Origin of the sequence: Exiguobacterium sp. SL-9 (genome assembly GCF_004336985.1) — a bacterium.
Taxonomy (GTDB): domain Bacteria; phylum Bacillota; class Bacilli; order Exiguobacteriales; family Exiguobacteriaceae; genus Exiguobacterium.
Genome location: NZ_SJUO01000001.1, coordinates 1 through 22,295 on the forward strand (window position 1 = coordinate 1; position 22,295 = coordinate 22,295).

Consider the following 22,295-nt stretch of genomic DNA (forward strand, 5'->3'; position numbering starts at 1 on the left):
TCGACGGTGAAATATCGATGAGGGAACGCCATGGCATATCAACACGCTGACGTCCGAGCCATCCAAGTGATGGCTCTTTTCTTCGCACTAGGTGGCTCAGTCGTCCGCAATCGATGGCTCACAATGCCGCAATCCCTTATCCAACGGACTTTGAGTCACATGATGGTCGACATATGTCACTGAGTGGTACCGAACATGGCATTTGGTGGTAAATAAAATGTCAGAGGCGGTAAAAACTCGTGGCCGTAATCAGTAACAGTAAAAAAGCATTTTAAGGATACATTTTTTTGATAATAAAGGGATTATTTCGTTTTTTGCTGTACTATAAAAGATGTATTGCCATTGATCAAATTAATTAAGGAGTGGACTAAAGTGAGTGAGTTAATTATTGAGAGTTCGGACTTTATTCATGAAGTAATTTATAAAGTATCTGCAAACGCTGATGACGTAAAATTTCCTTTATACAAAATAGTTAGATTTCTTATGGATAATCAATACGAAATTAGTCTTCACGAATCAAGTAATTACTCTTATATTTTATACAAAGATGAAAATAAAGTAACTGTTACAGAAATGTTCATTTCTTTTGTAGCTCTTGAGCCAAGTTTGAGAGAGCCTTACAGACAAAAATTTTATAAGTATTTGATCTCTAGGTCCAAAATTTTTTATGAATCAGCTGTACATAATATTAGTGCTGCAAAAATAAATTTAATACAGAATCAAAGAAGACCATGCCTGAGTAATATGTATTATGCTTTACATAACAGTTTATCTTCTTTGATCGAGTCTTATAGAAATGAAATTATGTCTGATGACAATTTGGAAGTTGATTTTTCAGGTGAAGAGGAGGCCAAAATTGATCATTTTAACCCTGATTTATTTCAGGTATATCTTAATAATATAGATACCTTACTTAATAAGAGTGAAGAAACGTTTTTAGAGCATAAATTTATGCATGTGAATCGAACCAAAATTCACGAAAATCCTTATACATGGATTATTCCTGTTTTTTCTCAGCATGTAAACGATGACAATTTTAAAAAAGTCATACTTGCAATGCATGATTCTTTAAAAATTGTCAATTTAAATAATCTTGGAGCAGATTCTGAGTCTCGAAGATCTGTATTTGAAAGTAAACTCAAAGTAGCCTTAGATGATGTGAAAAATGAACTAACTGATTCGGATTCACCTAAAAATAGTTACTTAATTTTGTCAGCTTTTTTTTCTTACGGATACATGTTAAGACAGTCTGCTGATTACGATTCATTATTTGATGTCAAAATACCATATAAAGAAATAATTAATTGGACAATTGTAACATCTAATTTTCTAGACTTCATCGAAGAAATTTATTTCAAGGAAAATAGAATCGATTCAGAATCTAGTGCTTCAAGAATTCAGAAATTAGATGCCAAAAGTTCTCTAGAAATATTAAAAAATCATGAAATAGATTATCAAAACAACTTAATGACAATAACTGGAATAATCATTGACAAAAGTTTTGATTTCGGAGAAATTATTAAAAAATTATATTCTAATAAAGGGTATAAATTGATGAATCAAATGGGAACTTTTTCTGAATTAAAGTCTTCCACCGAAAATATTACTTTATGCAAAAAACTTTTTGGAACCACCTTAGAATGTTATATTTCAATTTCTATTCAAGGGTTATTTAGAATAGATGTTGAGTTTTCGAAAATATCAAAACATTCAGATATTTATAAAACAATTAACTATTATTACTTAGAAGAATTAATAAATAGAGAACTTGTAAATAAAGATTTACAGGCTGTAATTTCACAAGAAGCTAGCATAGTAATCGGTCTTCCAAGCATCAATCAAAACCGATCTGTGGCCTACAATGAATTGATTTTACGTTTATTTGAAGGAAACAAAAATCGAATAACTAGAGAAATCAATAAAGATTTGAAAAATATGACTAACGCCATTTCAACTTCAAAATTTATAATATCCTCAAGATTCCAACTTAATAATTCATCAAACTTTTTAATAAATGGACCCTCTGAAAGATTTCTATTTGATTTCTTAGAGAGAGAAAAAAAATATGCGCAAGCAATTGATGGAGAAATTGAAAAAATCTTATTTGTATATTTTTATTTTCACAACGAAGCGATAAGCGTTCAAAAAAATCAGATATTAGACCGATTAACTAATGAATATCCTCTTGTTAATTTTTCAATTGAATTAATTCAATTAACTGATGGAGAAATTCGAAAATTGATAGAAGAAGATTATGATTATTTAACCGCAAAATTAATCACATTAAAGAACCAATTTGAAACTTCTACTGCAGAATTATCTTTAGATGACTTGATTAGTTCGAACTCAAATAGTTAATTTTGTCTAAAAAGTAAAACTGAAAAAACTGTACTCTAAATGATATGCTCCCCAATAGGTAGACAGATAAAATAACAAATCTGTTTATCTGATTGGGGAGTGTTTTTTTATGGCGAGAAGTCGGCATTCGATCGAACAAAAACTGGCTGCGCTGCGCATGGTGGAAGAAGAAACCTATACGTGGAAGGAAATCATGGAAGCGCATAACGTCTCTGAGAATACCCTCCGGGTGTGGAAAGTGAAATTCGATACCGGCGGGATCGACGCGTTGAAGGAATCGAGGACATGGAGACATTACACCAAGGAACAAAAGATTGCCGCCGTCCGTGACTATCTCGATGGGGCCACCACGGTGGAAGTCCTCTCCAACCATCAAATCAGTGATGGATCTGTTCTTCGAAAATGGATTAAGAAGTATACTAGTCATAGCGAGTTAACAGATTCGAGAAAAGGGATGAATCGAGCTATGACAAAAGGAAGAAAAACTACATTCGAAGAGCGCTTCGAGATCGTGAAATACTGTTTGGAGAATGGACGCAACTACCAACAGACCGCGGAACAATATCAGGTGTCTTATGGGCAAATCTATGGCTGGGTCAAGAAGTATGACACGGACGGGGCAGAAGCGCTCCTGGACCGCCGTGGGCGTACGAAGCCAGAGAACGAACTAAGTGAAGAGGAGAAGCTGAAACGCCGGATCCGGCAAATGGAGCTTGAGAACGAACTTCTTCGTGCGGACAACCTGTTCCTAAAAAAGTTAGAGGAGATCGAGAGGAGGTCGTGATCAGCCAGGTACGGCTACAGCAACGATATATCGCCATCAAAGAATTATACGAAGATGAGGCCATCTCGATCGTCCTCCTCTGTCGAGTCGCCGGCATCTCACGGGCGGCCTATTACAAATGGTTGAACCGCACCATACCGGTGCGTCAAGAAGAGAACGAGAAGCTTCTGGAGGACATTCGTCTACTCTATGACCAGGCGAACGGCACATACGGGTACCGTCGGATCACGATGACAATCAATCGGCTGCGCCGGCAACAGAGCCTGTCCCCATTCAATGAAAAGCGAATCTATCGCTTGATGCATAGCCATGGGATCCAATCGGTCATCCGCCGGAAGCGGAAGAGACATAAGAAGTCAACGCCGCAACATGTGGCCGAGAACCTGATGAACCGAGAATTCAGTGCGTCCCGCCCGGACGAGAAATGGTGCACCGACGTCACCGAGTTCAAGTATGGGACCGGGAAGAAGGCGTATCTGAGCGCGATCATCGACCTGTATGACGGCTCGATCGTCGCCTACCGCATCGGAAGGTCCAACAACAACGGGCTCGTCTTCCAGACGATGATGCCAGCCATCGCGGGGCTCCGTACAGGAGCACGTCCGATGATCCATAGCGACCGAGGGTTCCAATATACCTCAAGAGGGTTCAAACGGATGGTAGAAGACGCGGGAATGACCCGCAGCATGTCCCGGGTCGGGCGTTGCATCGACAACGCCCCGATCGAGAGTTTTTGGGGCACCTTGAAAGTGGAGATGTACTACTTGCGTGAGTTCCAGGCCTATAGCGAACTCACGAGGGCCATCGAGACCTACATATCGTTCTACAACCACGATCGTTTCCAGAAACGACTAAACGGCTTGAGCCCTGTCGAATACAGGTCTCAAGCCGCCTAGGCTGGTTTTCATTATTTGTCCTGTCTACTTGACAGGGAGCACTTCAAAAATCAGAGTGCAGTTTTTTGTGTACGAAGACTGCACTCTGATTTTTATAATACAAAAAGTAATATTTTTCAATCCACTAACTTGTGATAATATAGGAAACTCACAAGTTAGCTAAATCAATATAAATTCTCACCGCACTACAGTGGTTAATTCTGGAATAAATGAAAAGACGCGACCAAATCAAGATGGCCGCGTCTTTTCATTTTAAATTATATGAGTTAAACCTTTTCAGCCCACGCCACATCAATAAATTCATCGCGTCCTGAAATAGCCCGATCTTCCTTATAATGTTTCGGATTCTTCTTATGGAAGTCTTGATGGTATTCCTCGGCCGGATAAAACGTGTCGGCCGGCAAGATTTTCGTGACGATCGGCTGTTTGAAACGTCCACTCGCCGCGAGCGCGTCGCGACTCTGTTCTGCTTTCACGCGTTGTTCTTCCGTATGATAGAAGATGGCCGGCGCATACTGTTGCCCGCGGTCTTGGAACTGGCCGCCGTCATCGGTCGGGTCGGTCTGAATCCAATACAGTTCGAGCAGTCGCTCATAAGCGAACAGCGTCGGATCGAACGTGATCTCGACGACCTCATAGTGACCCGTCGTCCCTGTCTTCACTTGCTCATACGTCGGGTCGTCGACGTGACCTCCCGTATAGCCTGATACGATCGATTCGATGCCCGGCTGTTCCTCGAACGGTGTCACCATGCACCAAAAACAACCGCCTGCGAATGTTGCTTTCTCCATTATCTTGTCCCCCTCCTATTCATTCCCAAAAAAAAGCGCCCATGTCATCGACATGAGCGCTTCGTCATATCGGCCAAGGCAGATGCCTTGCTGGTAGTAGCACCTTGCCGAAGCAGGTTGCTGTGAAGTCATAGAGCCAGGTCTCTCGTTCACTCAAGATATCGATATGTAGTTGGTGACAGCATCATACCATCAGATTTGAAGCGGCGTCAACGGTTTGGCTTGCGTCGAAGTTGGAACAAGGTGGCACCGAGAATCAGGATGACGAGTACGATCGAGGCGGGCGTCGAATAAGCCTCTTCTCGGGCGTACAGTTGTAAAAAGAACAAGGCGAAGACGGCGAGTAAGACGAGCACATAAGAACGGGTCATGGTTACCTCCTTTTTCTTTCAGTGTATCAACTTACACATTCATTGGCGATGAAAAACAGGAATCGGGACGTCATTAGAGAATATCATCCATTGACCAAAGGAGGAATCATCATGACTGACACATACGATTTTATGGAACTTGATATCGAATCAGCCCATCACGGCTATAAAGAAGGGACGTTCACAGCCCGTGACGTGACTGCCTTCTATTTGACAAGGATTGCCCAGTTGAACGACAAACTGAAGGCGGTCATTCAAGTGAACCCGGACGCCTTGTTCGAGGCCGAATCGGCTGACAGGGCGTATCGTCGCGGGCTACGCTTGCCGCTACTCGGCATTCCTGTCTTGATTAAAGACAATATCGAAACAGCCGGACTCATGAAGACGACGGCCGGGGCCGTGGCGCTCGAACATCACTTCGCTGGAAAGGACGCGCACCTCGTCCGTCTCCTTCGTGACAACGGGGCCATCATCCTCGGAAAAGCGAACTTGTCCGAATGGGCCAACTTTTTGACAGAAGGCATGCCGAACGGGTGGAGCGGGGTTGGTGGCCAGACGCTCAATCCGTATGGTGACAAGCTCAATGTCGGAGGGTCGAGTTCAGGTTCGGCGTCAGCGGTCGCAGCGAACTTGACACTGCTCGCCGTCGGTAGCGAGACGAGCGGCTCGATCATCCATCCGAGCGTGCACAACGGTATCGTCGGCATCAAACCGACCGTCGGCCTCATCAGCCGGAGTGGAATCATCCCAATCTCGCGGTCGCAAGACACGGCGGGACCGATGGCACGCACTCTCGAAGACGCGGTACGTGCACTTGAAGCGATGGTCGGGGAAGACCCATCGGACCCGTCGACACTAAACCTCCCGGCCGGCCCGCCGTATCGGACGTGCCTCGACGTGCGCCAAGCGGTCGGGATGCGTGTCGGGATTGTCAAAGCAGACTTATCGGAAGAAGAACAATCCTTATACGGTGAGGCGGTCGAGCTGTTGAAGCAGAGCGGCATTGAACTGGTCGAAGTCGAACTGCCCGCCCATGACACGCTCGACCAAGGCGATATTCTGTACCACGAGTTCAAACTCGGAATCGAGGCGTACCTCGCCACGACGACGCTCCCATACGAGACGTTGTCTGATTTGATTGACTGGAACAACGAGCATCCTGAGACGATCCCGCATGGACAAAAGACGTTCGAGAAAGCGGAACAACTGTCGGGACGTCTCATTGAGCCGGCTTATTTGACGCGCCGGCTCGATGACGTACGTGACGCCAAAACGGACGGACTCGACCGCCTATTGAATGAGCAGCAGTTGCACGGACTCGTCTTGCCTCACGATTTGAACTATGACATGGCTGCAAAAGCCGGGCATCCGACCATCACGATCCCGTTTCGATTGAAAGCGAGCGGGGCTCCGTTCGGCTTGTCGTTCACGGGGACGAGTTATGCCGAACGTGACTTGATCCGAATCGCCTTTGCGTTCGAGCAACAAGTGACACGTCCCGTCCCACCGTTATAAGAACGTTGCACCGGTCGTCCACGTCCGCTACAATGGTACGTATGCGGATTGAAGAAAGGACAGATAGCAATGAAACCATCTATATACGGGCTGACGTTCGATCAGCTGACGGAAGCGTGTGTCGCTTGGGGATACAGCGCCTTCCATGCGAGACAAATTTGGGACTCGCTCTACATCGACCGAGTGAAGCAAATCGAGGACATCTCGGTTCGGGCCGAGGTGCGTGAGGCGCTCGCCGCCGAGTACGTCATCTCGACACAAGACCTGTTCGTCAAGCAAGAGGCGGGCGACGGGACGGTCAAATTCTTACTTAAGTTACATGATGGTCACTATATCGAGACCGTACTCATGCGTCACAAATATGGACGTTCGGTCTGTGTGACGACGCAGGTCGGATGCAATATCGGCTGCAGCTTCTGTGCGAGCGGACTTTTGAAAAAGACACGTGATTTGACGGCCGGTGAAGTCGTCGAACAGATCATGACCGTCCAACATTACTTGGACGAAGTCGGCGAAGGCGCCCGGGTCAGCCATATCGTCGTCATGGGAATCGGCGAACCGTTCGATAACTTTGACAACTTGGTCGACTTCCTGCGCGTCGTCAAAGACGAGCGCGGACTCGCCATCGCGCCACGTAAAATCAACGTGTCGACGAGTGGACTCGCCGACAAGATTTACAAGTTCGCGGACCTCGATCTTCGCATCAACTTGGCGCTGTCGCTCCATGCGCCGAACGATGCGCTACGGACGCAGGTCATGAAAATCAACCGGGCGTTCCCGCTCGACAAGCTCATGCCGGCGATTCGGTATTATGTCGAGAAGACGAACAAACGGATCACGTTCGAATACATTCTATTGTCGAAAGTGAATGACTTGCCGGAGCACGCCGAAGAATTGGCGGCGCTCATCGACGACATCAAGGACAAGTCGTACGTCAACTTAATCCCGTATAACCCGGTCAACGAGCATATCCAATACGAGCGCAGTACGTCCGAGGATATCATGGCGTTTTATGACGTCTTGAAGAAGCGTGGCATCAACACGGGTGTCCGCCTCGAACACGGTACTGACATCGATGCGGCCTGTGGCCAATTGCGCAGTAAACATATGAACGTCGAAGGTGCGAAATAAGTGGACTCCTTGAATCACTCGATTCAAGGAGTTTTTTTATGGAGAGACGCTCCAAAGACGGGAAAAGAGTCGTCGCCAACAACTCGCTGAAACGATTTTGATAAATAGTGAATAGACCTCGTCCGCTCAGGGAATAGTCAGTTGAAATCAATGTAGAGAGTGGAGGCATTTCAATGGAGACAGTAAACGCTGCGTTATGGATTCGAGTCAGAAACACGCTTGGGGAGGGCCCGTGTTGGGACGCTGAGCTAAAACGATTCTATTGGGTCGATATCGAGGGACATACACTTTGGTGGTACGATGAACAGGAAGATGAACTGTCGTCGTTCGATATGGGACAACAGATCGGGTTTGCGGTCCCGAAAGTGACAGACGGCGTCGTCGTCGGGTTGAAAGACGGGATTTATGAGTGGGACGAGACGTCAAAAGAGTTCGATAAGATTGTCGAACTCGACGACCCGGAAGGAAACCTTCGCTTCAATGACGGGAAAGCCGACCCGTACGGCCGTATCTTCGCCGGAACGCTCCACCTCGACGACGAGGAGAACGAGGCGACGCTCTATCGCGTGAACCGCGACGGCACGACCGAGGTCATGTTGAGCGAGTTGACATTATCGAACGGACTGACATGGTCCCCGGACCACTCGATTTTCTATCATATCGATACACCGACCGAGACGGTCCGTAAATACCCGTTCGACTTGAAAACGGGAACGCTCGGGGAAGGGGAAGTCGTCATTGATTTTAAAGACGAGGAAGGATTCCCGGACGGCATGACATCTGATGAGGACGGTTTCTTGTGGATCGCCCATTTTGCCGGCGGGAAAGTGTCGAGATGGAACCCACAAACCGGTGAGAAAGTGCTCGAGGTGAGCGTCCCTGCTCCGAACGTCACGTCGTGCTGTTTCGTCGGCGACGACTTGAAACAACTCGCTATTACGACGGCACGTGAAGGAATGGATGAAGCGGCGCTTGAGGCTCATCCTGACGCAGGTTCGGTCTTTAAAATTGATACAGACGTGAAAGGGATGCCGCTCTATCGGTTTGGACGATAAGGAGGTACGAAGATGGTGAAGCGATTGCTCGTTCGGGCGGGAATCGGTTTGGCTCTTGCCGCGGTGGCCCGGGTCGGTATTCAAAAGTTGTTGGGGGCGAACCGGGAAGAGGATCATACGTATTTGGAGCCGCGGTGGGATGAGACGCCGAGTGTCGATGCAGACAAAGACATGGATGAGGTCGGTCTGACTCAGCTCGATTCGATTTATCGGGCCGAATGGCAGGCGAACGCCTATCCGCGCTCAGAAGCTGAACGGAGAGCGTTAGAGGAATAGAGAGGAGGAACACGTCCGTGAACGGGCGTGTTTTTTCTTGACAATATGATAACGACCCGTCATTATCTAAAAAGTAATGATTACGATTTAGGAGTGGGGATAATGAAGCAAATTCCAATCACGGTGCTGTCCGGTTATTTAGGGAGCGGTAAGACGACACTATTGAACCATATATTGAACAATCGGGATGGGAAGAAGTACGCCGTCATCGTCAACGACATGAGCGAGTTGAATATCGATGAGCGATTGATCGAGCAGGGTGGATTCTCGCGGACGGACGAGAAATTGGTCGAGCTATCGAACGGTTGCATCTGTTGTACGCTCCGTGAGGACTTGCTCGAGGCGGTGCAGGAAATTACGAACGACCGTGACCTTGATGGGATGATCATCGAGTCATCAGGCATCTCAGAACCGATTCCGGTCGCTCAAACGTTTACATACGCCGATGACGTCCTCGGCATCGATTTGACGAGCCGCGTCTATATCGATGCGATGGTGACGGTCGTCGATGCGTTTCGATTCTTGAAAGATTTCAACTCGGGCGAGTCGCTCCATGAACGCAAACAGGCGATTGACGCGACAGATGTACGCGAAGTCGTCGACCTGCTCGTCGACCAAATCGAATTCGCGGACATCATCGTCTTGAACAAAGCGGACCGGGTGACCGTGACGGAACTCGACGAGATGGCCGGGCTGTTGAAGGCGCTCAATCCAACCGCCAAACTGTTGACGTCGGTCCATGCGAACGTAGAATTGACCGAGCTGTTAGACGTCAAGTTGTTCGATTTCGACCAGGCGATGCACGCCGCTGGCTGGATTCAAGAACTTGAGGCGGAAGCACACACACCGGAGACAGAGGAATACGGGATCAGCTCGTTCGTGTATCGGCGACGTCGACCGTTCCACCCGGAGCGTCTCCACGCCTGGATTGAAGCGTTCCCGGAGCAAGTCGTCCGCGCCAAAGGCTTTTTATGGATCGCTTCCCGGAACGACCTCGCTTGCCTGTTCTCACAGGCAGGTTATGCCTCGACGCTTGAACATGCTGGTCGCTGGCTCGCGACGCTTCCGGAGGAAGAGCGTCGTCTTATGTTCGCGGCAGAACCGGAGCTCACTGCCGACTACGTCGAGCCGTACGGGGATCGCCAGACAGAACTCGTCTTGATCGGGCAGCGGATGGAGCGTTCGGTCATCGAGGCGGAATTAGATGATTGTCTGTTGACAGACGAGGAGATGACTTCTGACTGGACGACGTTGCAGGATACGCTTCCGGGAAATGGTATCGTGACTTTCACATAAACCGTTTACAAACTTGGCGTGTTCGTCTATACTTCTCGTTGCATAGACAACCGCATACATTGGACTACACTAGGGGTGCTTCGGCTGAGATGTGAGCATGGCTCCAATCCCTTATGACTCGATCCGGGTAATACCGGCGTGAGGAAGTGTGGCACTTTTTCTAATGGACTTAAATTGGACGAGTGGCCGCATTCTCATGGATGCGGCTTTTTTTGTGTAACAAACCATAGGGGGAATGAATTATGAACAAGCAATGTGGGACGAGCCCGATCGTCGGGTTCCGCTTTACGCTGAGCCCGATGACATCCGATTTCGTGAGCGTCATCAAAGGGGCATTGAAGGAGACGGATCTTCGTAACGTCTGGCGGCATACCGATGACGTCTCGACGGTCATCCGTGGCCGCAGTGAGCATGTGTTCGACGTGGCCAAGGCCGTTCTGTCACATGCGACGAAGACAGGGACCCACGTCTCGATGAGCGGGACGTTCTCGGTCGGCTGTCCAGGCGACACGGCAGGAGACAATCTTCTCGACGTGACGACAGAGCCGGTGAATGGCAAGGTGGGTTCGCAATACGTGTCTTCACAATTTGCGCTCTATCCGCTTGGTGACGCAAACTATATGGATATCATCTACGAGGAAATTGACTTTGCGAGAGAGCGAGGCGTCTTCAACGACTCGATGCACTACGCCTCAGGCATTCATGGGGACATCGAGCCGGTGTTCGCTTTCTATGAGGCGACATTCGACCGGGTTCGTGCGAAAACGAGCCATGTCGTCATGACGGTCACGTTCAGCGTGAACAGTCCGTCACACGGGGGACGCATCGATGCTTAAATCATGGAAGTTAAAAGAAATCGTCTTATTGTCGATTTTATCGGTCGTGTTCGCTGTCGTCTATTTGGCGTTCGTCCATATCGGGAACCTTTGGGCCGGCTTGATCGGACCGATCGCGTACGAGTGGATCTTTGGGATTTGGTTCATCGTCTCGATTATCGCGGCCTATATCATTCGCAGACCTGGCGCCGCATTTTTGTCCGAAGTGCTTGCGGCGACGATTGAGATGATGATTGGCAACGCCATCGGACCGCGCATCATTTTAGTCGGGATCATACAAGGACTCGGGGCAGAGGCGGCGTTCGCATTGACCGGTTATAGACGCTATGACCTTTGGGTGCTCATGCTCGCTGGCTTCGGAGCGGCTGTGACAAGTTTCGCGTATACATACGTCATGGGAGGTCTTACCGCCCTCAGTCCGACATACGTGGCGACCATGTTCGCACTACGCGCGACGAGTGGGATGCTCATCGCTGGCCTTGGAGGGAAGCTTTTAAGTGACTTGTTGCTTCGCACGGGAGCGCTTGAAGGGTATGCCCTCGCGCGTCAAGGCCGTATCCATGGTTGACGCAGAATATTTGTCGTTTCGTTATCCGGACAAAACATCCGATGTCTTAACGAATCTCACACTCCGTCTCACAAAAGGGAGAACGCTGATCACAGGGGCGAGCGGGTCAGGGAAATCGACACTGTTCTGTTTGATGAATCGTCTCTATCCAGACAATTGCGATGGAATCGTGACGGGCAGACTGCACTTGTTTGACCGCTCCTATGATACGTATGAAGCTGGCGAAGTGAATCGTCGCGTCGGAACGGTGTTTCAAGACCCGGACAGTCAGTTCGTCATGCAGACGGTCGAAGAAGAATTGATTTTCACGCTCGAAAACTTTGCCGTCGCGAGAGACGAGATGATGGATCGTGTCACCCAGATGCTAGAGGCGTTACAGTTGACGGACTATCGGCACCGTAACATCCATGACCTATCAGGAGGTGAGAAGCAACAAGTTGCTGTCGCGTGTGCGTTAATTGGCCGTCCGGAGTGGCTCCTCCTTGATGAGCCGCTCGCTCACCTTGATCCTGAGACCGCCCATTATTTCGTTCGATGGCTCGACGACATCGCGGAGACGATAAACATTGTCGTGATTGAGCATCGGCCATATATATGGGGGGACTTCTTTGACAGACAAGTGAAGCTCGTGAACGGGCGCATTGACTATGACGGGCCGTTCATCGTCCGACCAGATTATGTGTTCTCTCCGATTCGAACCGAACGTGGAAAAGAATTTTTATTTCACATACCGAAATGTGAAAGAAAAACATTTCACTTAGCAGCGAGCAAAATGAAAGTCGCCAAGGGCGATCTCATTGCCGTGCTCGGTCGAAACGGCAGCGGGAAGTCGACATGGCTTCGAAGCCTCGCCCGGGAATATCATGAAGTCGGCCTCGTCCCGCAATCTCCGGCCCATCTCTTCGTTACGAGTGATGTGACACATGAACTATCATACGGTCATAATCGCCCGATTGAGGACATCTTGATGCGGCTCGGGCTCGGTTCGATGCGTGACCACCACCCGCTCTCTCTGAGTCACGGTCAAAAGCGAAGGCTCGCGATCGGAGTGATGATGCTCTCGAATAAACGATTGATTGCCTTTGATGAACCGACCGCCGGTCAAGATGAGGTGTCGCTTCGTGCGCTCTATGACTTGATGGCTGAACGAGTACGCGCCGGCCATACGGTTTTGTTTGTGACGCACGACCTCAGTTTTGCCCGAATTGCGAACACCTATTACTTGATGTGTGACGGCAACTTGAGCGGGCCATATGATCCTTCACTTTGGGATGATCCGGGATTACTAAGGTCCCACGGCTTATTGATGGAGGAATCGTGATGACGTTTCATGAAATGAACCCGACGATTAAATTTTTGACCGTGACGTGTCTCATGTTCGGTCTCGCCTTTATGTATAATCCTTGGACGCCACTTGTTGTTTTTCTCGGTACGTTGGCCCTTCAAACGCTCTTCTCTGCCGTGAGCTGGAGAAGATGGGGATTGTTCATGATTCCGTTTCTATTGACCGCGCTCGGAACGCTTTGGACGTCGCTCGTCTTTGGAAAGCAGACAAGTGGAGATGTCATGTTCAAGCTGTTTGGCAATGATGTGACCGACGAGAATGTGAGGTTAGCAGCGACGCTCTCCTTACGTGTGTTGGCATTCACAGCCTTGTCGCTTCTGTTCACGCTGACGACGGATCCAAAGCGGTTCGTTTACAGTTTGATGCAACAAGGGAAATTGTCACCAAAAATCGCCTACAGTGTGTTCGTCGGATTTCGTTTCTTCCCGATTTTAAAGAATGAACTGATGCAACTGTATGAGACACATGCGTTACGTGGCGTGCGCTTAGAGACACGTCTCGATCATATTCGCCACGCCCCGAAACTAATCATTCCGCTGCTTGCCGGATCGATCCGACAAGCGGAACGAATCGCGTTCTCGATGGAGGCGCGCGGATTTACAGGGGAACCTCGAGCTACGTATGAAGTTGTCGCCGTCACGAGGAACGATTTTCTGTTGGCGTCACTGTTGTTCCTATTGTTCGGAGTAAGCACATGGGTTGGCGTACGTTAAAAACAGGACGACTCACTTGGAGTCGTCCTGTTTCGTTTCTTTCACGATTCTAAATTTCGGTTTGATCGATTCATTATTGAACGCCTCGAGCACCGTGTTCTCATTGGCCATGCGAATCTGTTGCGGCTCGCCTTTTGAAGTCGTGCCGATACAGAACATGTGCGCCTCATGGTCGGCGAAAAGCGTCTTGTATGGCGTTGCGTGGTGCATCAGGCGTCCTGGCGAGCCCCAGCCGACAATGATCATGCCGCCGCTTGCTTCGACTTCGTCGAGCGTTTCTTCGACGTAATGAAAGTTCACTTCGTCGAGTTGCGATTCGACGTAGGGAAGATTGTCATTGATGGCAAGTGTCGGGACGAGACTGATCACGCGCATCTCACGGATCGGTTGATCGAGATGGTTCCGCATGAGCATATACGCCCGTTGTGTCGTTGTACCGGACAAGAAGGCATCGCTCATTCGGGGCGAGTAGATGATGACGGCACAGATGACGCCGTCGATGACATCGGTGAATTCGTACGAGCGCAGGTAGCGTTTCGTCTTATCCTCATTGAAGACCGACTTGACGCGAATCGTCACTTCCTCGATATGGGTATTCATAAGATTTCCTCACTTTTAATCAAATAGTGCCAGGTCAGACCCAGCCTGCGAACCATTCCAAGTAGCGGATCGTGTAGCGCGCGACACGTTGAGTCACCGACGCTTTGTCGTCCGGTAAAGAAGACACATCGGTTTGATAGGATTCATAAAATGACATCACATCATTGACATATTGTTCACTGCGGTTGTACTCGAAGATGGCGTTTCGAATCGAGTCCGTCGAGTCTGCCGTCGTCCCGCCGTGCTCGCTCAAATAGTAAGCGGCTGTATGGGCCGAGTCGACGAGACTATGCGGGTCCGCCTTGCCGTCATTGTTCCCATCGCGTCCGAGACCACCGTATTGTTCGATGAGCGCGAGATCTGTCAAATCAACCTCGTCCTCAGGAACATCGCCTTTTTGATCGTCCGTGTCATATTGCCAACCGAGCCACGTCCGCGGCATGAATTGGAACGGGCCGATTGCCCCGACCGAGGAACGCATCGATGAACTGTGGGAGAAAATCGTCTCGACACGATGCACGGCGGCGAGCAGACGCCAATCGACGTCATACGTGGACGCGGCATCCTCGTAGACATCGCGATGGATGGCTGGGACCCCGTGATCCCCGTAGTAGGCCCGGTAAAGGGCATTGTTCACTTTATCATGTTGACCAAACCAGCCGATTGCGCCGAGGCACAGCACGATCACAAGCATGAGACCGGTCAGTCGCAAAATCAATCGTTTCAAGATTCCGCCTCCTAGCTTTCTAGACAATACCCGAATAGTGTAGCATATAGCTAACAGGAAGGACAGGAGTGGATATCGATGCTCGAACAGGCCGTCTTTACAATCATTCTCATGTATTTGTTGATCGTCCAATTGTTCAACGCCCGGCTGATGAAGCCGATGATTGAAGCGCTCGGAAGGGGACGCGTCTATGAACAGACGGTCAAGTCGTCGTGGGGGCTGACCTTGCTCTTGCTCGCCCTCGTTTTCTTGTTTAATGTCCCGCCCGAGGCGGTCGGGCTCGGATTTGCTCCGATTGTGGGCGACGTCCGGGCTTGGAAGTTCTTCTTTTTCACGACCGTGCTCATCTCCGTGCTGTTGGCATTCTATTTGCTCGTCAAAACCTCAACACATTTACGGCGGAAGTTACGACCGTATTACGATCTCGAGATTGAGCGGTTGCTCTTGCCCCGAACGAATATTGAGGCGAAGGCGTGGGGCGCGGTCTCGTGGACGGCCGGTGTGACCGAGGAATTCATTTTCCGAGGTGTGTTGCTCTACACGATATCACTTTACCTCGATGTGTCTTCCCCGATGCTCGCCTTCATCGGCGGGGCCATGTTCGGATTGGCCCATGCCTATCAAGGTGTCAGAGGGACCCTCGTGACCGGGCTCGTCGGTTGGGGTCTCGGCTATCTCTATTTGACGATGGGCGTGCTATGGCCGGTGATGGTCGTCCACACTTTACTCGACCTTATCGCAGGGCCGGTTCATGTCGCCGATTCAGAAACTGACTGACGGCCGCCTCGTAGGCGGGCTGGTCTTTCAAAATACAGTTCGTGTGTTCGGCACCATGGATGAGGGCGATCTCGTTTTGCCGGTTGAGCGCATTCATCTCGACCGACATCCATGTCGGCACGAAATCATCTTTCGTTCCGTGAATAAACAACACGGGTGCATCAATCGCTGAGAGTTCGTGTTTCGGACGTACTTGATGCATCCGGAAACCGGCTCGTGTCCATAGGAAGTAGTCAATCCCCGGTAAGAGCAGGTCACCAGGCAAACGATGCAACACGTTCAACTGATGACGCATGAGCTGTCTCATATCGTCGAACGGGCATTCGGCAATCAAGAAGTCGACTTTTGTCAGCGGTCCGGCCTGTAAAATCGAGGCGGCACCCATCGAGACACCGTGTAACCCGACTTCCGAGACCGTTTCGTTGGCCCGCAACCAATCGACCCAGTCCACGATGTCATGCTTCTCATGATAGCCGTAGGACGCGTAGACGCCCTCAGATTCACCGTGGGAACGTAAATCGACGGCGAGCAGATTGTAACCGAGGCGGTGGAACATCGCCAAATGTGGGGCCATGAAACTGTGAGAGGCAGTGTAACCGTGAACGAAGACAATCCATTTCGTCGAGCCTTCGTTGCGATACACACGCCCATACAGGCGGTACCCGTCTTGAGAACGGAGCGAGACGTGTTCGAACGGCACGTCATGGTAAAACGATTGATCTTCCTTCGTATAGGGGGCCAAGAGCATCTCGGGTGTCTTGCGCTTACCTCGAGTCATGCGCTTGAACGCGTAATAGCTGATGGCATAGTAACCGGTGAGTAATGTGGCAAGTCCAACTTTCCATCTTTTCTGCATTTAAACCGCTCCTTTCTCCATTATTGTACCCGAAAATGCGATAACAGTTCACTTTCCGTGTGAATTCGACAACGAGTTAGTACGGTTTAGCGTGGGATTTATCGATGATATCCTCGTTCGTTTGTTCGGTGATGTACGGGTATGATGAGTCTGAACAATCATCCAGGTGACAGAGGAGGGTATGAAGCGATGGGGCGAGAGGTGATGGATCGGCTGTTACAAGCGTGCTTGACGGGACAGGTGGACTACAAGACCGCCGAAGGGGTGACTTTCTATCGAGCCCCGATGAGCAATCATCGCCAACATGCGATTGTACTCGATGTGTTGCTCGATTGCTACGTACGAGAACCGGGGCAACCGATCGAACTGTCGGTGCCAGACATCGCGGTTTCGATTGGCATACCGCCGGACGAGGTCTTTCGCTCTGTCATGGAGCTCGCTCGCATCACTCTCGTCTCGCAACATATCGAGGAAAGACTGATGCGGGTCGACTCGGCAGGAATCGATGAGACAGGGAAGATGACGCTCATCATCTGTTTTAATGCCTGGCTGACGCATCACCTCGGAAAACTTGCGAGTGAATGCATCGAGGATCGGCTTCACGCGCACGTCATCTGACAAACAACAGGGAAGGCCGCTTCAATCGCGGTCTTCCCTGTTTTGATGGCGGGGCGACGGTTGGAGCAGCCCGTCTTGAAGTAAGAGCACCCGATCACAGACGTCGAGCATCCGTTCATCATGGGTGATGACGATGACACGTCGCGCGCTCATCCGTGCCTCGGCAACGAGTAGCTCCATGACACGCCGACCGTTCTCGAAATCGAGGCTCGCAGTCGGTTCGTCGGCCAAGATGAGTCGCGGGCGATTGACCAAGGACCGGGCGACCGCGACACGTTGACGTTCACCCCCGGATAGGTGCTGAGGCAGCTGGTTGAGACGATGGCTTAATCCGAGCGCCTCGAGCAGGCGAATCGGGTCTTGTTTCGATTCGCTGTCTGCCTGTACGAGCTCGAGTTGTTCCCGGACCGTCAAATAAGGCACGAGATGTGCCTGTTGGAACACGAACCCGATCTCATTCAACCTCAAGAGGCGTCGTTCTTCTTCACCGGCATCGAGCAAGTCTCGGCCCTCGAGCTCAATTTTCCCCGCTACCGGACGTTTCAACAGGCCGAGAATTTGGAGCAATGTACTTTTCCCACTGCCGCTTGGACCGATGATGCCGATACATTCCCCGGCTTTAACTTCTAAATCAATCCCGCGCAGTACGGATTGTCCGTCATAGGCATGGCTAATGTTCTTCAATTTCATTGTAATGTACCTCCTAAAGCATCGGCGGCGTCAAGGTGACGTAGTTTCCAAAGTGGCAACAGCGTACCGATGAGTGAAAGTCCGAACATGATTGCACCATATAACAGCACGTGACCCGCGTCGAAGCGGAATGGAATGTCAGTCGGAACGAGCGTCGCGACGAGGGCGGTCAACGTCGCAGCCAAAAGACTCGCGACAAGCACCGTCGCCATGACTTGTGTGACGAGCGCTGTGCCGATCACGCGGGGACGGATCCCGATTGCTTTCAAGATGCCGAGTTCAGGTAATTTTTGGAGCGTCAACATATAAAAGAATGCGGTCAAGATGAAAGCACCGATGAACAGAAGAAATCCGCGCATCATGGTAAACGTGCCTTGCTCGGCCGTATAGCCCGGGACGGCCTCTACAACATCTTGTTTAGATAGCGTTGCGAGCGATGTATCAGCTTCCCCGAGCCAAGCGGATACATATGTTGGTTGTCCACTGTCTGCTTGGTACGCCTCCCACGTTTCCATCGATGCCCACATGACAGGCGCATGGCTGTATCGACCCTCCGTCGTTCCGGCGATGGTGAACCGGTAACCGGTCGCGAAGTCGCGTACGGTATCGCCGACTGTCACGGTGTCAAGAAAACTTGGGTCGACGAGTACTTCGCCAACGTCGAGGTCAAGAGTAGGTCCGACCTTGGAATCATTTGGCAACGTGAACAGTGTGGCATCTTGTTTGTCTTTACCGTGGACGAGCGTCATCGGTTTGACGCCGAGCGGGGTGAGGGACTCAGGCGTCGACGACTCGATGAACGACCGGGTCAATTGATTGTCAGCGTCATCGGCCAAGTGAAACGTCTCCACTTCTAGTTCACGCAGGCTGGCCCCATTGTCGTAAGCGAGTCCGTCTGCGAGCCCGGTGATCAATGTCGACAATAAGACGATGAGTAACGTGATCACAAAAATGAGCGAAAATTTTCGTTTTTGCCGCCACATTTCTTTAAATGCTAAATTCATACAAAAAAGCCTCCTTCATAGCGATGAAGGAAGCATAACCGATGGATGTGAACGGAATATGAACGGGACTAGAGCCGGACGTAAAACACACTCCCTTTACCAAGGCGAGATTCGACCGTCAAGTCGCCGCCGTGAAGGCGGACGATATCTTGGACGATAGCAAGTCCGAGCCCCGTTCCTCGGCCGGTCCGGGAGGCGTCTCCTTTATAGAAGCGTTCAAACAGGCGGGCTTGCGTCGCTTCGTCCATTCCGACGCCGTCGTCCTCGATTGAGACGGTCGGGCGGTCGGCAGCATATGCTTTGATGGTGATCAGTCCGCCGTCGTCAGAAGCGTGAATCGCATTCGTCAACAAATTGGTCCAGACTTGGGCCAACAAGAGCGAGTCGCCCGTGACGACGAGTGTCTCATCTAAATCTGTCGCGACGGCAATCCCTTTCTCGTCCAATTGGAACGCATGGCGACGGATGACGTCCTTGATCGACGCGCTGATGTCGACCGATTCGGTGAGTGAGACGTTCGATTCGTCGAGTCGGGCGAGCAGCAACAATTGTCTCGTTAAATCCGACAGTCGTTCCGTCTCATCGTGGATGATTCTTGCATAATTGCGTGCATCCCCTTCGGTTCGGATGACCAATTCTGAGGCGTATCCTTTGATCGACGTGAGCGGTGTCTGGAACTCGTGCGAGACGCTCGAGACGAAACGGCGCCGTTCACCCTCTGATTTTTCAAGTGAGTCGACCATATCAGAGAAACGGCGGGCGAGTGTTCCAATTTCATCGTAGCGCTCCGTCGGCAGGTTGAGCGGACGAGCGCCGGAAGCGACGGATCGGGTCGCCTCAGTCAACGTTCGCACCGGGCGAACGATCAGACTCGTCGACAGGGCGATCAAGATGAAGGCGAGCCCGGTCAGAAGTGCGAAGAACAGGCCGACGAACAAGTGCAATTCTCGGATTTGGGCGCTGAGGTCGGGGCGAATGAAGACGGCGTCAGTCCCTTCGTTTCCATCCACGCTGAACCCGTACGTGTTGACGACTTCGTTGTCGAACAATCCGAGCCAAAACAAGTGAAACGGATAGCTGCGCATCCCGTCGTAGCGCTCACCGTCCTGGACCGAGGCGATGATGTCGGCGTCAAGAGACTCGTCCCGGAACGAACCTCCATAACGGTCGATGTCGTCGTCAGGACGCACGACGAGGAGTTGATAGCCGGTCTGGGCGAGCAGTGCATAAAAGGCCGAAGCCTCGCCATCCGTGTGTGTCTCAAAATAGTCAAGGGCGGCTTGTGCCGTCTGTTCGGTCTTTTCGCTGTAGGTCGGCTGCCACCAGACGTGATAGGCGATATTGCTGACGAGGAGGGCGATGGCGCCGGACAGTAGTAAAATCATGAACACGGTCAGGACGATCCGGGTATAGAGCGTCTTCATTGATTGAGCTCGAACGTATAGCCGACGCCTCGTACCGTTCGGATTGTGATCCCTTCGTCATGCAGGCGGCTCCGCAACCGCTTGATGTGAACGTCAACGGTCCGGTCATCGCCTTCGAAGTCGAGGCCCCATACTTGCTCGATCAATTCATCTCGAGTGAACACCCGACCCGGAAACGCCGCCAACTGATAAAGCAACTCAAACTCCTTCTTAGGCAGGTGGATTGTCTCTCTGTTTAGTTCGAGGCGATAGTCGCGTAAGTCGAGCTTGAGCGGTCCGGCCGTGACGAGCGTGGCCGCATTTTTCGCGTAACGCTTTGCGACGGCTTGCAGGCGGAACAGGAGTTCTTCCGGGATGAACGGTTTCGTCATATAATCGTCAGCCCCGTGTTCGAAGCCACTTCGTTTTTCTTCCCATTCTCCGAGGGCGGTCAATAGAATGACGGGAACATCCACCAGTTGTTTTAGACGCGAGCAGAGCGTTCGTCCATCGAGGCCCGGTAACAGGATGTCGATGATTGCGGCATCGGCTGGGTTTTCCATAAATAGTCGTTCGGCGTCAATGCCGTTCGTGGCCGTCGTTACAGTATGGCCGACCCGTTGTAACGTGGTTTCAACGAGGTGAAGGATTGCTAAATCGTCTTCTACAATCAGTACGTGCATCGCACTCTTCCTTTCTAAGTCAACATCGAAAACAGGTGACCTATCTCAGGCCACCTGCATGTTATGCCGTTTTGGTCAGCTCTTTATGCAAGGCCCGAAGCGCCCGCAAGAAGGCGTCTTTGAAATACTTGTCTTCTTGGGCCTCGAGCGTCTCGAGTGCGGACGTGTCGCCGGTGCTCGCCTTGACGAGCAGGTTGACGACCGTGCCCCACCGTTTGATGTGCTCGGGCTTCGGATGATTCATCGCGACGGTCAACGTGAACCAGTACGGTTGGTCACGACGCTGAAGGGTGGCAATCATCTGCTTGGCCGTCGTCGCTTCCTCCTCGGACGGCAACGTGGCGGTGGCGAACCAGCCGAGAAGCGCGGCGCTCATCTCCTCGAGTCGGATTTTTGCGGCCGGGTCAATCGGTTCTCGACCAAACTCGGAGATATTGACGAAGACGAGTCGGTCTTTCCGGTCAAGGTGGGTGATCCAACCTTTGACCGATTTCAGTTTATCTTTGTCTTTTGACTGCGCTTTGACGGTATAACCGTTCAACTTGCCGATGTAAATCCGAAATTGACCACGGTCGAGTTGTTTGTCAACTTTGAACTCGATCTCTTGGCCGATTGTGAAAGGCTGATTTTGTTTATTGAGCGTCTCGCCTTTCTTCAGTTCAGGCCGGCGCACGATATAGCGAAGTGCCTCCTGTTCGGTTCGGTCGTCAAGCGTCCACAGGTTGTTCGGCGTGACGTTTTTGAAACGGTGGCGGCGGACGTAGATGTATTGGTCGAGTGCCTCGACGGCATTGGCGACGGAATGGTTACCGCTCAAATAGTCGTCTGCGATATCCCGGAGCGTGATCGACTCGAGCCGGTCGATATGCCCAGCGTACGGGACGTTCCCGACGACGAACAAGGCTGTGGCGATCAATTCACTCTCGCGAGGGGTCAAAGGACGTTTGGCCATACTGCACTTCCTCTCTTCATGTCATCCCTTTCAGTATAACAAAAACAGAT

24 protein-coding genes and 2 riboswitches are annotated in these 22,295 nt (G+C 50.7%); of the genes, 14 read left to right on the plus strand and 10 right to left on the minus strand.

Going from position 1 to position 22,295, the window contains the following annotated elements:
- Positions 1 to 30 precede the first annotated feature (30 nt).
- From EVJ34_RS15675 to EVJ34_RS00010, 3 genes are all read left to right on the plus strand, one after another.
- Positions 31 to 183: a hypothetical protein gene (locus EVJ34_RS15675; RefSeq protein WP_161568873.1), complete on the plus strand. Its 153-nt coding sequence runs from the start codon at positions 31 to 33 to the stop codon at positions 181 to 183.
- Between the two features lie 189 nt (positions 184 to 372).
- A complete protein-coding gene (locus EVJ34_RS00005; RefSeq protein ID WP_131484376.1) occupies positions 373 to 2,358 on the plus strand; it encodes a hypothetical protein in 1,986 nt (661 codons plus the stop codon).
- A gap of 109 nt (positions 2,359 to 2,467) precedes the next feature.
- Positions 2,468 to 4,038, plus strand: a protein-coding gene (locus EVJ34_RS00010) for an IS3 family transposase (RefSeq protein ID WP_131484377.1) whose coding sequence is annotated in 2 segments (ribosomal slippage) — positions 2,468 to 3,107 and positions 3,107 to 4,038 — 1,572 coding nt in all. Because the reading frame shifts where the segments join, the coding sequence is not laid out codon by codon here.
- A 266-nt stretch (positions 4,039 to 4,304) separates the two neighbouring features.
- Here the strand turns inward: EVJ34_RS00010 and msrA are convergent.
- On the minus strand, positions 4,305 to 4,829 hold the full coding sequence (gene msrA, locus EVJ34_RS00015) for a peptide-methionine (S)-S-oxide reductase MsrA (RefSeq protein WP_131484378.1): 525 nt from the start codon (positions 4,827 to 4,829) through the stop codon (positions 4,305 to 4,307).
- Between the two features lie 64 nt (positions 4,830 to 4,893).
- Positions 4,894 to 4,994, minus strand: a riboswitch (SAM riboswitch).
- A 44-nt stretch (positions 4,995 to 5,038) separates the two neighbouring features.
- Positions 5,039 to 5,200, minus strand: coding sequence for a hypothetical protein (locus EVJ34_RS15780; RefSeq protein ID WP_201739904.1), 162 nt, complete (start codon positions 5,198 to 5,200; stop codon positions 5,039 to 5,041).
- 111 nt (positions 5,201 to 5,311) lie between these two features.
- On the opposite strand from EVJ34_RS15780, the gene EVJ34_RS00020 reads away from it, so the two are divergent.
- The 9 genes from EVJ34_RS00020 to EVJ34_RS00060 all read left to right on the plus strand — a co-directional run bounded on the left by EVJ34_RS00020 (position 5,312) and on the right by EVJ34_RS00060 (position 13,935).
- Positions 5,312 to 6,715 (plus strand): amidase family protein, encoded by a 1,404-nt coding sequence (locus EVJ34_RS00020; RefSeq protein ID WP_236636603.1) that lies wholly within the window; start codon positions 5,312 to 5,314, stop codon positions 6,713 to 6,715.
- A 69-nt stretch (positions 6,716 to 6,784) separates the two neighbouring features.
- Positions 6,785 to 7,846, plus strand: a complete 1,062-nt coding sequence (gene rlmN, locus EVJ34_RS00025) for a dual-specificity RNA methyltransferase RlmN (protein ID WP_131435159.1) — start codon at positions 6,785 to 6,787, stop codon at positions 7,844 to 7,846.
- A 173-nt stretch (positions 7,847 to 8,019) separates the two neighbouring features.
- Complete coding sequence (locus EVJ34_RS00030; protein ID WP_131484379.1) at positions 8,020 to 8,901, plus strand: SMP-30/gluconolactonase/LRE family protein; 882 nt, start codon at positions 8,020 to 8,022, stop codon at positions 8,899 to 8,901.
- A gap of 12 nt (positions 8,902 to 8,913) precedes the next feature.
- On the plus strand, positions 8,914 to 9,177 hold the full coding sequence (locus tag EVJ34_RS00035) for a hypothetical protein (protein WP_131484380.1): 264 nt from the start codon (positions 8,914 to 8,916) through the stop codon (positions 9,175 to 9,177).
- Between the two features lie 102 nt (positions 9,178 to 9,279).
- Entirely contained in the window at positions 9,280 to 10,473 is a 1,194-nt protein-coding gene (locus EVJ34_RS00040) for a GTP-binding protein (protein ID WP_131484381.1), read from the plus strand.
- A gap of 61 nt (positions 10,474 to 10,534) precedes the next feature.
- A riboswitch (TPP riboswitch) is annotated at positions 10,535 to 10,635 on the plus strand.
- An 80-nt stretch (positions 10,636 to 10,715) separates the two neighbouring features.
- Positions 10,716 to 11,309, plus strand: a complete 594-nt coding sequence (locus EVJ34_RS00045) for a YkoF family thiamine/hydroxymethylpyrimidine-binding protein (protein WP_201739663.1) — start codon at positions 10,716 to 10,718, stop codon at positions 11,307 to 11,309.
- Positions 11,302 to 11,877 (plus strand): ECF transporter S component, encoded by a 576-nt coding sequence (locus EVJ34_RS00050; protein WP_131484382.1) that lies wholly within the window; start codon positions 11,302 to 11,304, stop codon positions 11,875 to 11,877. The genes EVJ34_RS00045 and EVJ34_RS00050 overlap by 8 nt, the downstream gene beginning before the upstream one ends.
- A complete protein-coding gene (locus EVJ34_RS00055) occupies positions 11,870 to 13,198 on the plus strand; it encodes an ABC transporter ATP-binding protein (RefSeq protein WP_161568874.1) in 1,329 nt (442 codons plus the stop codon). Before EVJ34_RS00050 ends, EVJ34_RS00055 begins: the two co-directional genes overlap by 8 nt.
- A complete protein-coding gene (locus EVJ34_RS00060) occupies positions 13,198 to 13,935 on the plus strand; it encodes an energy-coupling factor transporter transmembrane component T family protein (protein WP_131435145.1) in 738 nt (245 codons plus the stop codon). The genes EVJ34_RS00055 and EVJ34_RS00060 overlap by 1 nt, the downstream gene beginning before the upstream one ends.
- 12 nt (positions 13,936 to 13,947) lie before the next feature.
- Here the strand turns inward: EVJ34_RS00060 and EVJ34_RS00065 are convergent, their stop codons facing one another.
- Positions 13,948 to 14,535: a DUF1643 domain-containing protein gene (locus EVJ34_RS00065; protein WP_131484384.1), complete on the minus strand. Its 588-nt coding sequence runs from the start codon at positions 14,533 to 14,535 to the stop codon at positions 13,948 to 13,950.
- Positions 14,536 to 14,569: 34 nt separating this feature from the next.
- Positions 14,570 to 15,262: a lytic transglycosylase domain-containing protein gene (locus tag EVJ34_RS00070; protein WP_236634542.1), complete on the minus strand. Its 693-nt coding sequence runs from the start codon at positions 15,260 to 15,262 to the stop codon at positions 14,570 to 14,572.
- Between the two features lie 78 nt (positions 15,263 to 15,340).
- Between EVJ34_RS00070 and EVJ34_RS00075 the strand changes: the two genes are divergently transcribed.
- A complete protein-coding gene (locus EVJ34_RS00075) occupies positions 15,341 to 16,039 on the plus strand; it encodes a CPBP family intramembrane glutamic endopeptidase (RefSeq protein ID WP_131484385.1) in 699 nt (232 codons plus the stop codon).
- Here the strand turns inward: EVJ34_RS00075 and EVJ34_RS00080 are convergent.
- Positions 15,996 to 16,895, minus strand: a complete 900-nt coding sequence (locus EVJ34_RS00080) for an alpha/beta hydrolase (protein ID WP_131484386.1) — start codon at positions 16,893 to 16,895, stop codon at positions 15,996 to 15,998. The genes EVJ34_RS00075 and EVJ34_RS00080 overlap by 44 nt on opposite strands.
- Positions 16,896 to 17,084: 189 nt before the next feature.
- Here EVJ34_RS00080 and EVJ34_RS00085 point away from each other — a divergent pair, with 189 nt between their 5' ends.
- Complete coding sequence (locus EVJ34_RS00085) at positions 17,085 to 17,513, plus strand: hypothetical protein (RefSeq protein ID WP_131484387.1); 429 nt, start codon at positions 17,085 to 17,087, stop codon at positions 17,511 to 17,513.
- A 21-nt stretch (positions 17,514 to 17,534) separates the two neighbouring features.
- Here EVJ34_RS00085 and EVJ34_RS00090 read toward each other — a convergent pair whose 3' ends face one another.
- The 5 genes from EVJ34_RS00090 to EVJ34_RS00110 all read right to left on the minus strand — a co-directional run bounded on the left by EVJ34_RS00090 (position 17,535) and on the right by EVJ34_RS00110 (position 22,245).
- Positions 17,535 to 18,203: an ABC transporter ATP-binding protein gene (locus EVJ34_RS00090; RefSeq protein ID WP_131484388.1), complete on the minus strand. Its 669-nt coding sequence runs from the start codon at positions 18,201 to 18,203 to the stop codon at positions 17,535 to 17,537.
- Positions 18,200 to 19,207, minus strand: coding sequence for an ABC transporter permease (locus tag EVJ34_RS00095; protein WP_131484389.1), 1,008 nt, complete (start codon positions 19,205 to 19,207; stop codon positions 18,200 to 18,202). The genes EVJ34_RS00090 and EVJ34_RS00095 overlap by 4 nt, the downstream gene beginning before the upstream one ends.
- Positions 19,208 to 19,275: 68 nt before the next feature.
- Positions 19,276 to 20,631, minus strand: coding sequence for a sensor histidine kinase (locus EVJ34_RS00100; RefSeq protein ID WP_131484390.1), 1,356 nt, complete (start codon positions 20,629 to 20,631; stop codon positions 19,276 to 19,278).
- Positions 20,628 to 21,293 carry a response regulator transcription factor gene (locus EVJ34_RS00105; RefSeq protein WP_131484391.1) on the minus strand — a complete coding sequence of 222 codons (666 nt, stop codon included), beginning with the start codon at positions 21,291 to 21,293 and terminating at the stop codon, positions 20,628 to 20,630. Before EVJ34_RS00105 ends, EVJ34_RS00100 begins: the two co-directional genes overlap by 4 nt.
- A 61-nt stretch (positions 21,294 to 21,354) precedes the next feature.
- Complete coding sequence (locus EVJ34_RS00110) at positions 21,355 to 22,245, minus strand: hypothetical protein (RefSeq protein ID WP_131435128.1); 891 nt, start codon at positions 22,243 to 22,245, stop codon at positions 21,355 to 21,357.
- Between the last annotated feature and the right edge of the window lie 50 nt (positions 22,246 to 22,295).

Coding starts and splice junctions, on each gene's coding strand:
- EVJ34_RS15675 (WP_161568873.1), top strand. CDS start 31: ATGGCATATCAACACGCTGACGTCCGAGCCATCCAAGTGATGGCTCTT.
- msrA (WP_131484378.1), bottom strand. CDS start 4,829: ATGGAGAAAGCAACATTCGCAGGCGGTTGTTTTTGGTGCATGGTGACA.
- EVJ34_RS15780 (WP_201739904.1), bottom strand. CDS start 5,200: ATGACCCGTTCTTATGTGCTCGTCTTACTCGCCGTCTTCGCCTTGTTC.
- EVJ34_RS00020 (WP_236636603.1), top strand. CDS start 5,312: ATGACTGACACATACGATTTTATGGAACTTGATATCGAATCAGCCCAT.
- rlmN (WP_131435159.1), top strand. CDS start 6,785: ATGAAACCATCTATATACGGGCTGACGTTCGATCAGCTGACGGAAGCG.
- EVJ34_RS00030 (WP_131484379.1), top strand. CDS start 8,020: ATGGAGACAGTAAACGCTGCGTTATGGATTCGAGTCAGAAACACGCTT.
- EVJ34_RS00035 (WP_131484380.1), top strand. CDS start 8,914: ATGGTGAAGCGATTGCTCGTTCGGGCGGGAATCGGTTTGGCTCTTGCC.
- EVJ34_RS00040 (WP_131484381.1), top strand. CDS start 9,280: ATGAAGCAAATTCCAATCACGGTGCTGTCCGGTTATTTAGGGAGCGGT.
- EVJ34_RS00045 (WP_201739663.1), top strand. CDS start 10,716: ATGAACAAGCAATGTGGGACGAGCCCGATCGTCGGGTTCCGCTTTACG.
- EVJ34_RS00050 (WP_131484382.1), top strand. CDS start 11,302: ATGCTTAAATCATGGAAGTTAAAAGAAATCGTCTTATTGTCGATTTTA.
- EVJ34_RS00055 (WP_161568874.1), top strand. CDS start 11,870: ATGGTTGACGCAGAATATTTGTCGTTTCGTTATCCGGACAAAACATCC.
- EVJ34_RS00060 (WP_131435145.1), top strand. CDS start 13,198: ATGACGTTTCATGAAATGAACCCGACGATTAAATTTTTGACCGTGACG.
- EVJ34_RS00065 (WP_131484384.1), bottom strand. CDS start 14,535: ATGAATACCCATATCGAGGAAGTGACGATTCGCGTCAAGTCGGTCTTC.
- EVJ34_RS00075 (WP_131484385.1), top strand. CDS start 15,341: ATGCTCGAACAGGCCGTCTTTACAATCATTCTCATGTATTTGTTGATC.
- EVJ34_RS00080 (WP_131484386.1), bottom strand. CDS start 16,895: ATGCAGAAAAGATGGAAAGTTGGACTTGCCACATTACTCACCGGTTAC.
- EVJ34_RS00085 (WP_131484387.1), top strand. CDS start 17,085: ATGGGGCGAGAGGTGATGGATCGGCTGTTACAAGCGTGCTTGACGGGA.
- EVJ34_RS00090 (WP_131484388.1), bottom strand. CDS start 18,203: ATGAAATTGAAGAACATTAGCCATGCCTATGACGGACAATCCGTACTG.
- EVJ34_RS00095 (WP_131484389.1), bottom strand. CDS start 19,207: ATGAATTTAGCATTTAAAGAAATGTGGCGGCAAAAACGAAAATTTTCG.
- EVJ34_RS00100 (WP_131484390.1), bottom strand. CDS start 20,631: ATGAAGACGCTCTATACCCGGATCGTCCTGACCGTGTTCATGATTTTA.
- EVJ34_RS00105 (WP_131484391.1), bottom strand. CDS start 21,293: ATGCACGTACTGATTGTAGAAGACGATTTAGCAATCCTTCACCTCGTT.
- EVJ34_RS00110 (WP_131435128.1), bottom strand. CDS start 22,245: ATGGCCAAACGTCCTTTGACCCCTCGCGAGAGTGAATTGATCGCCACA.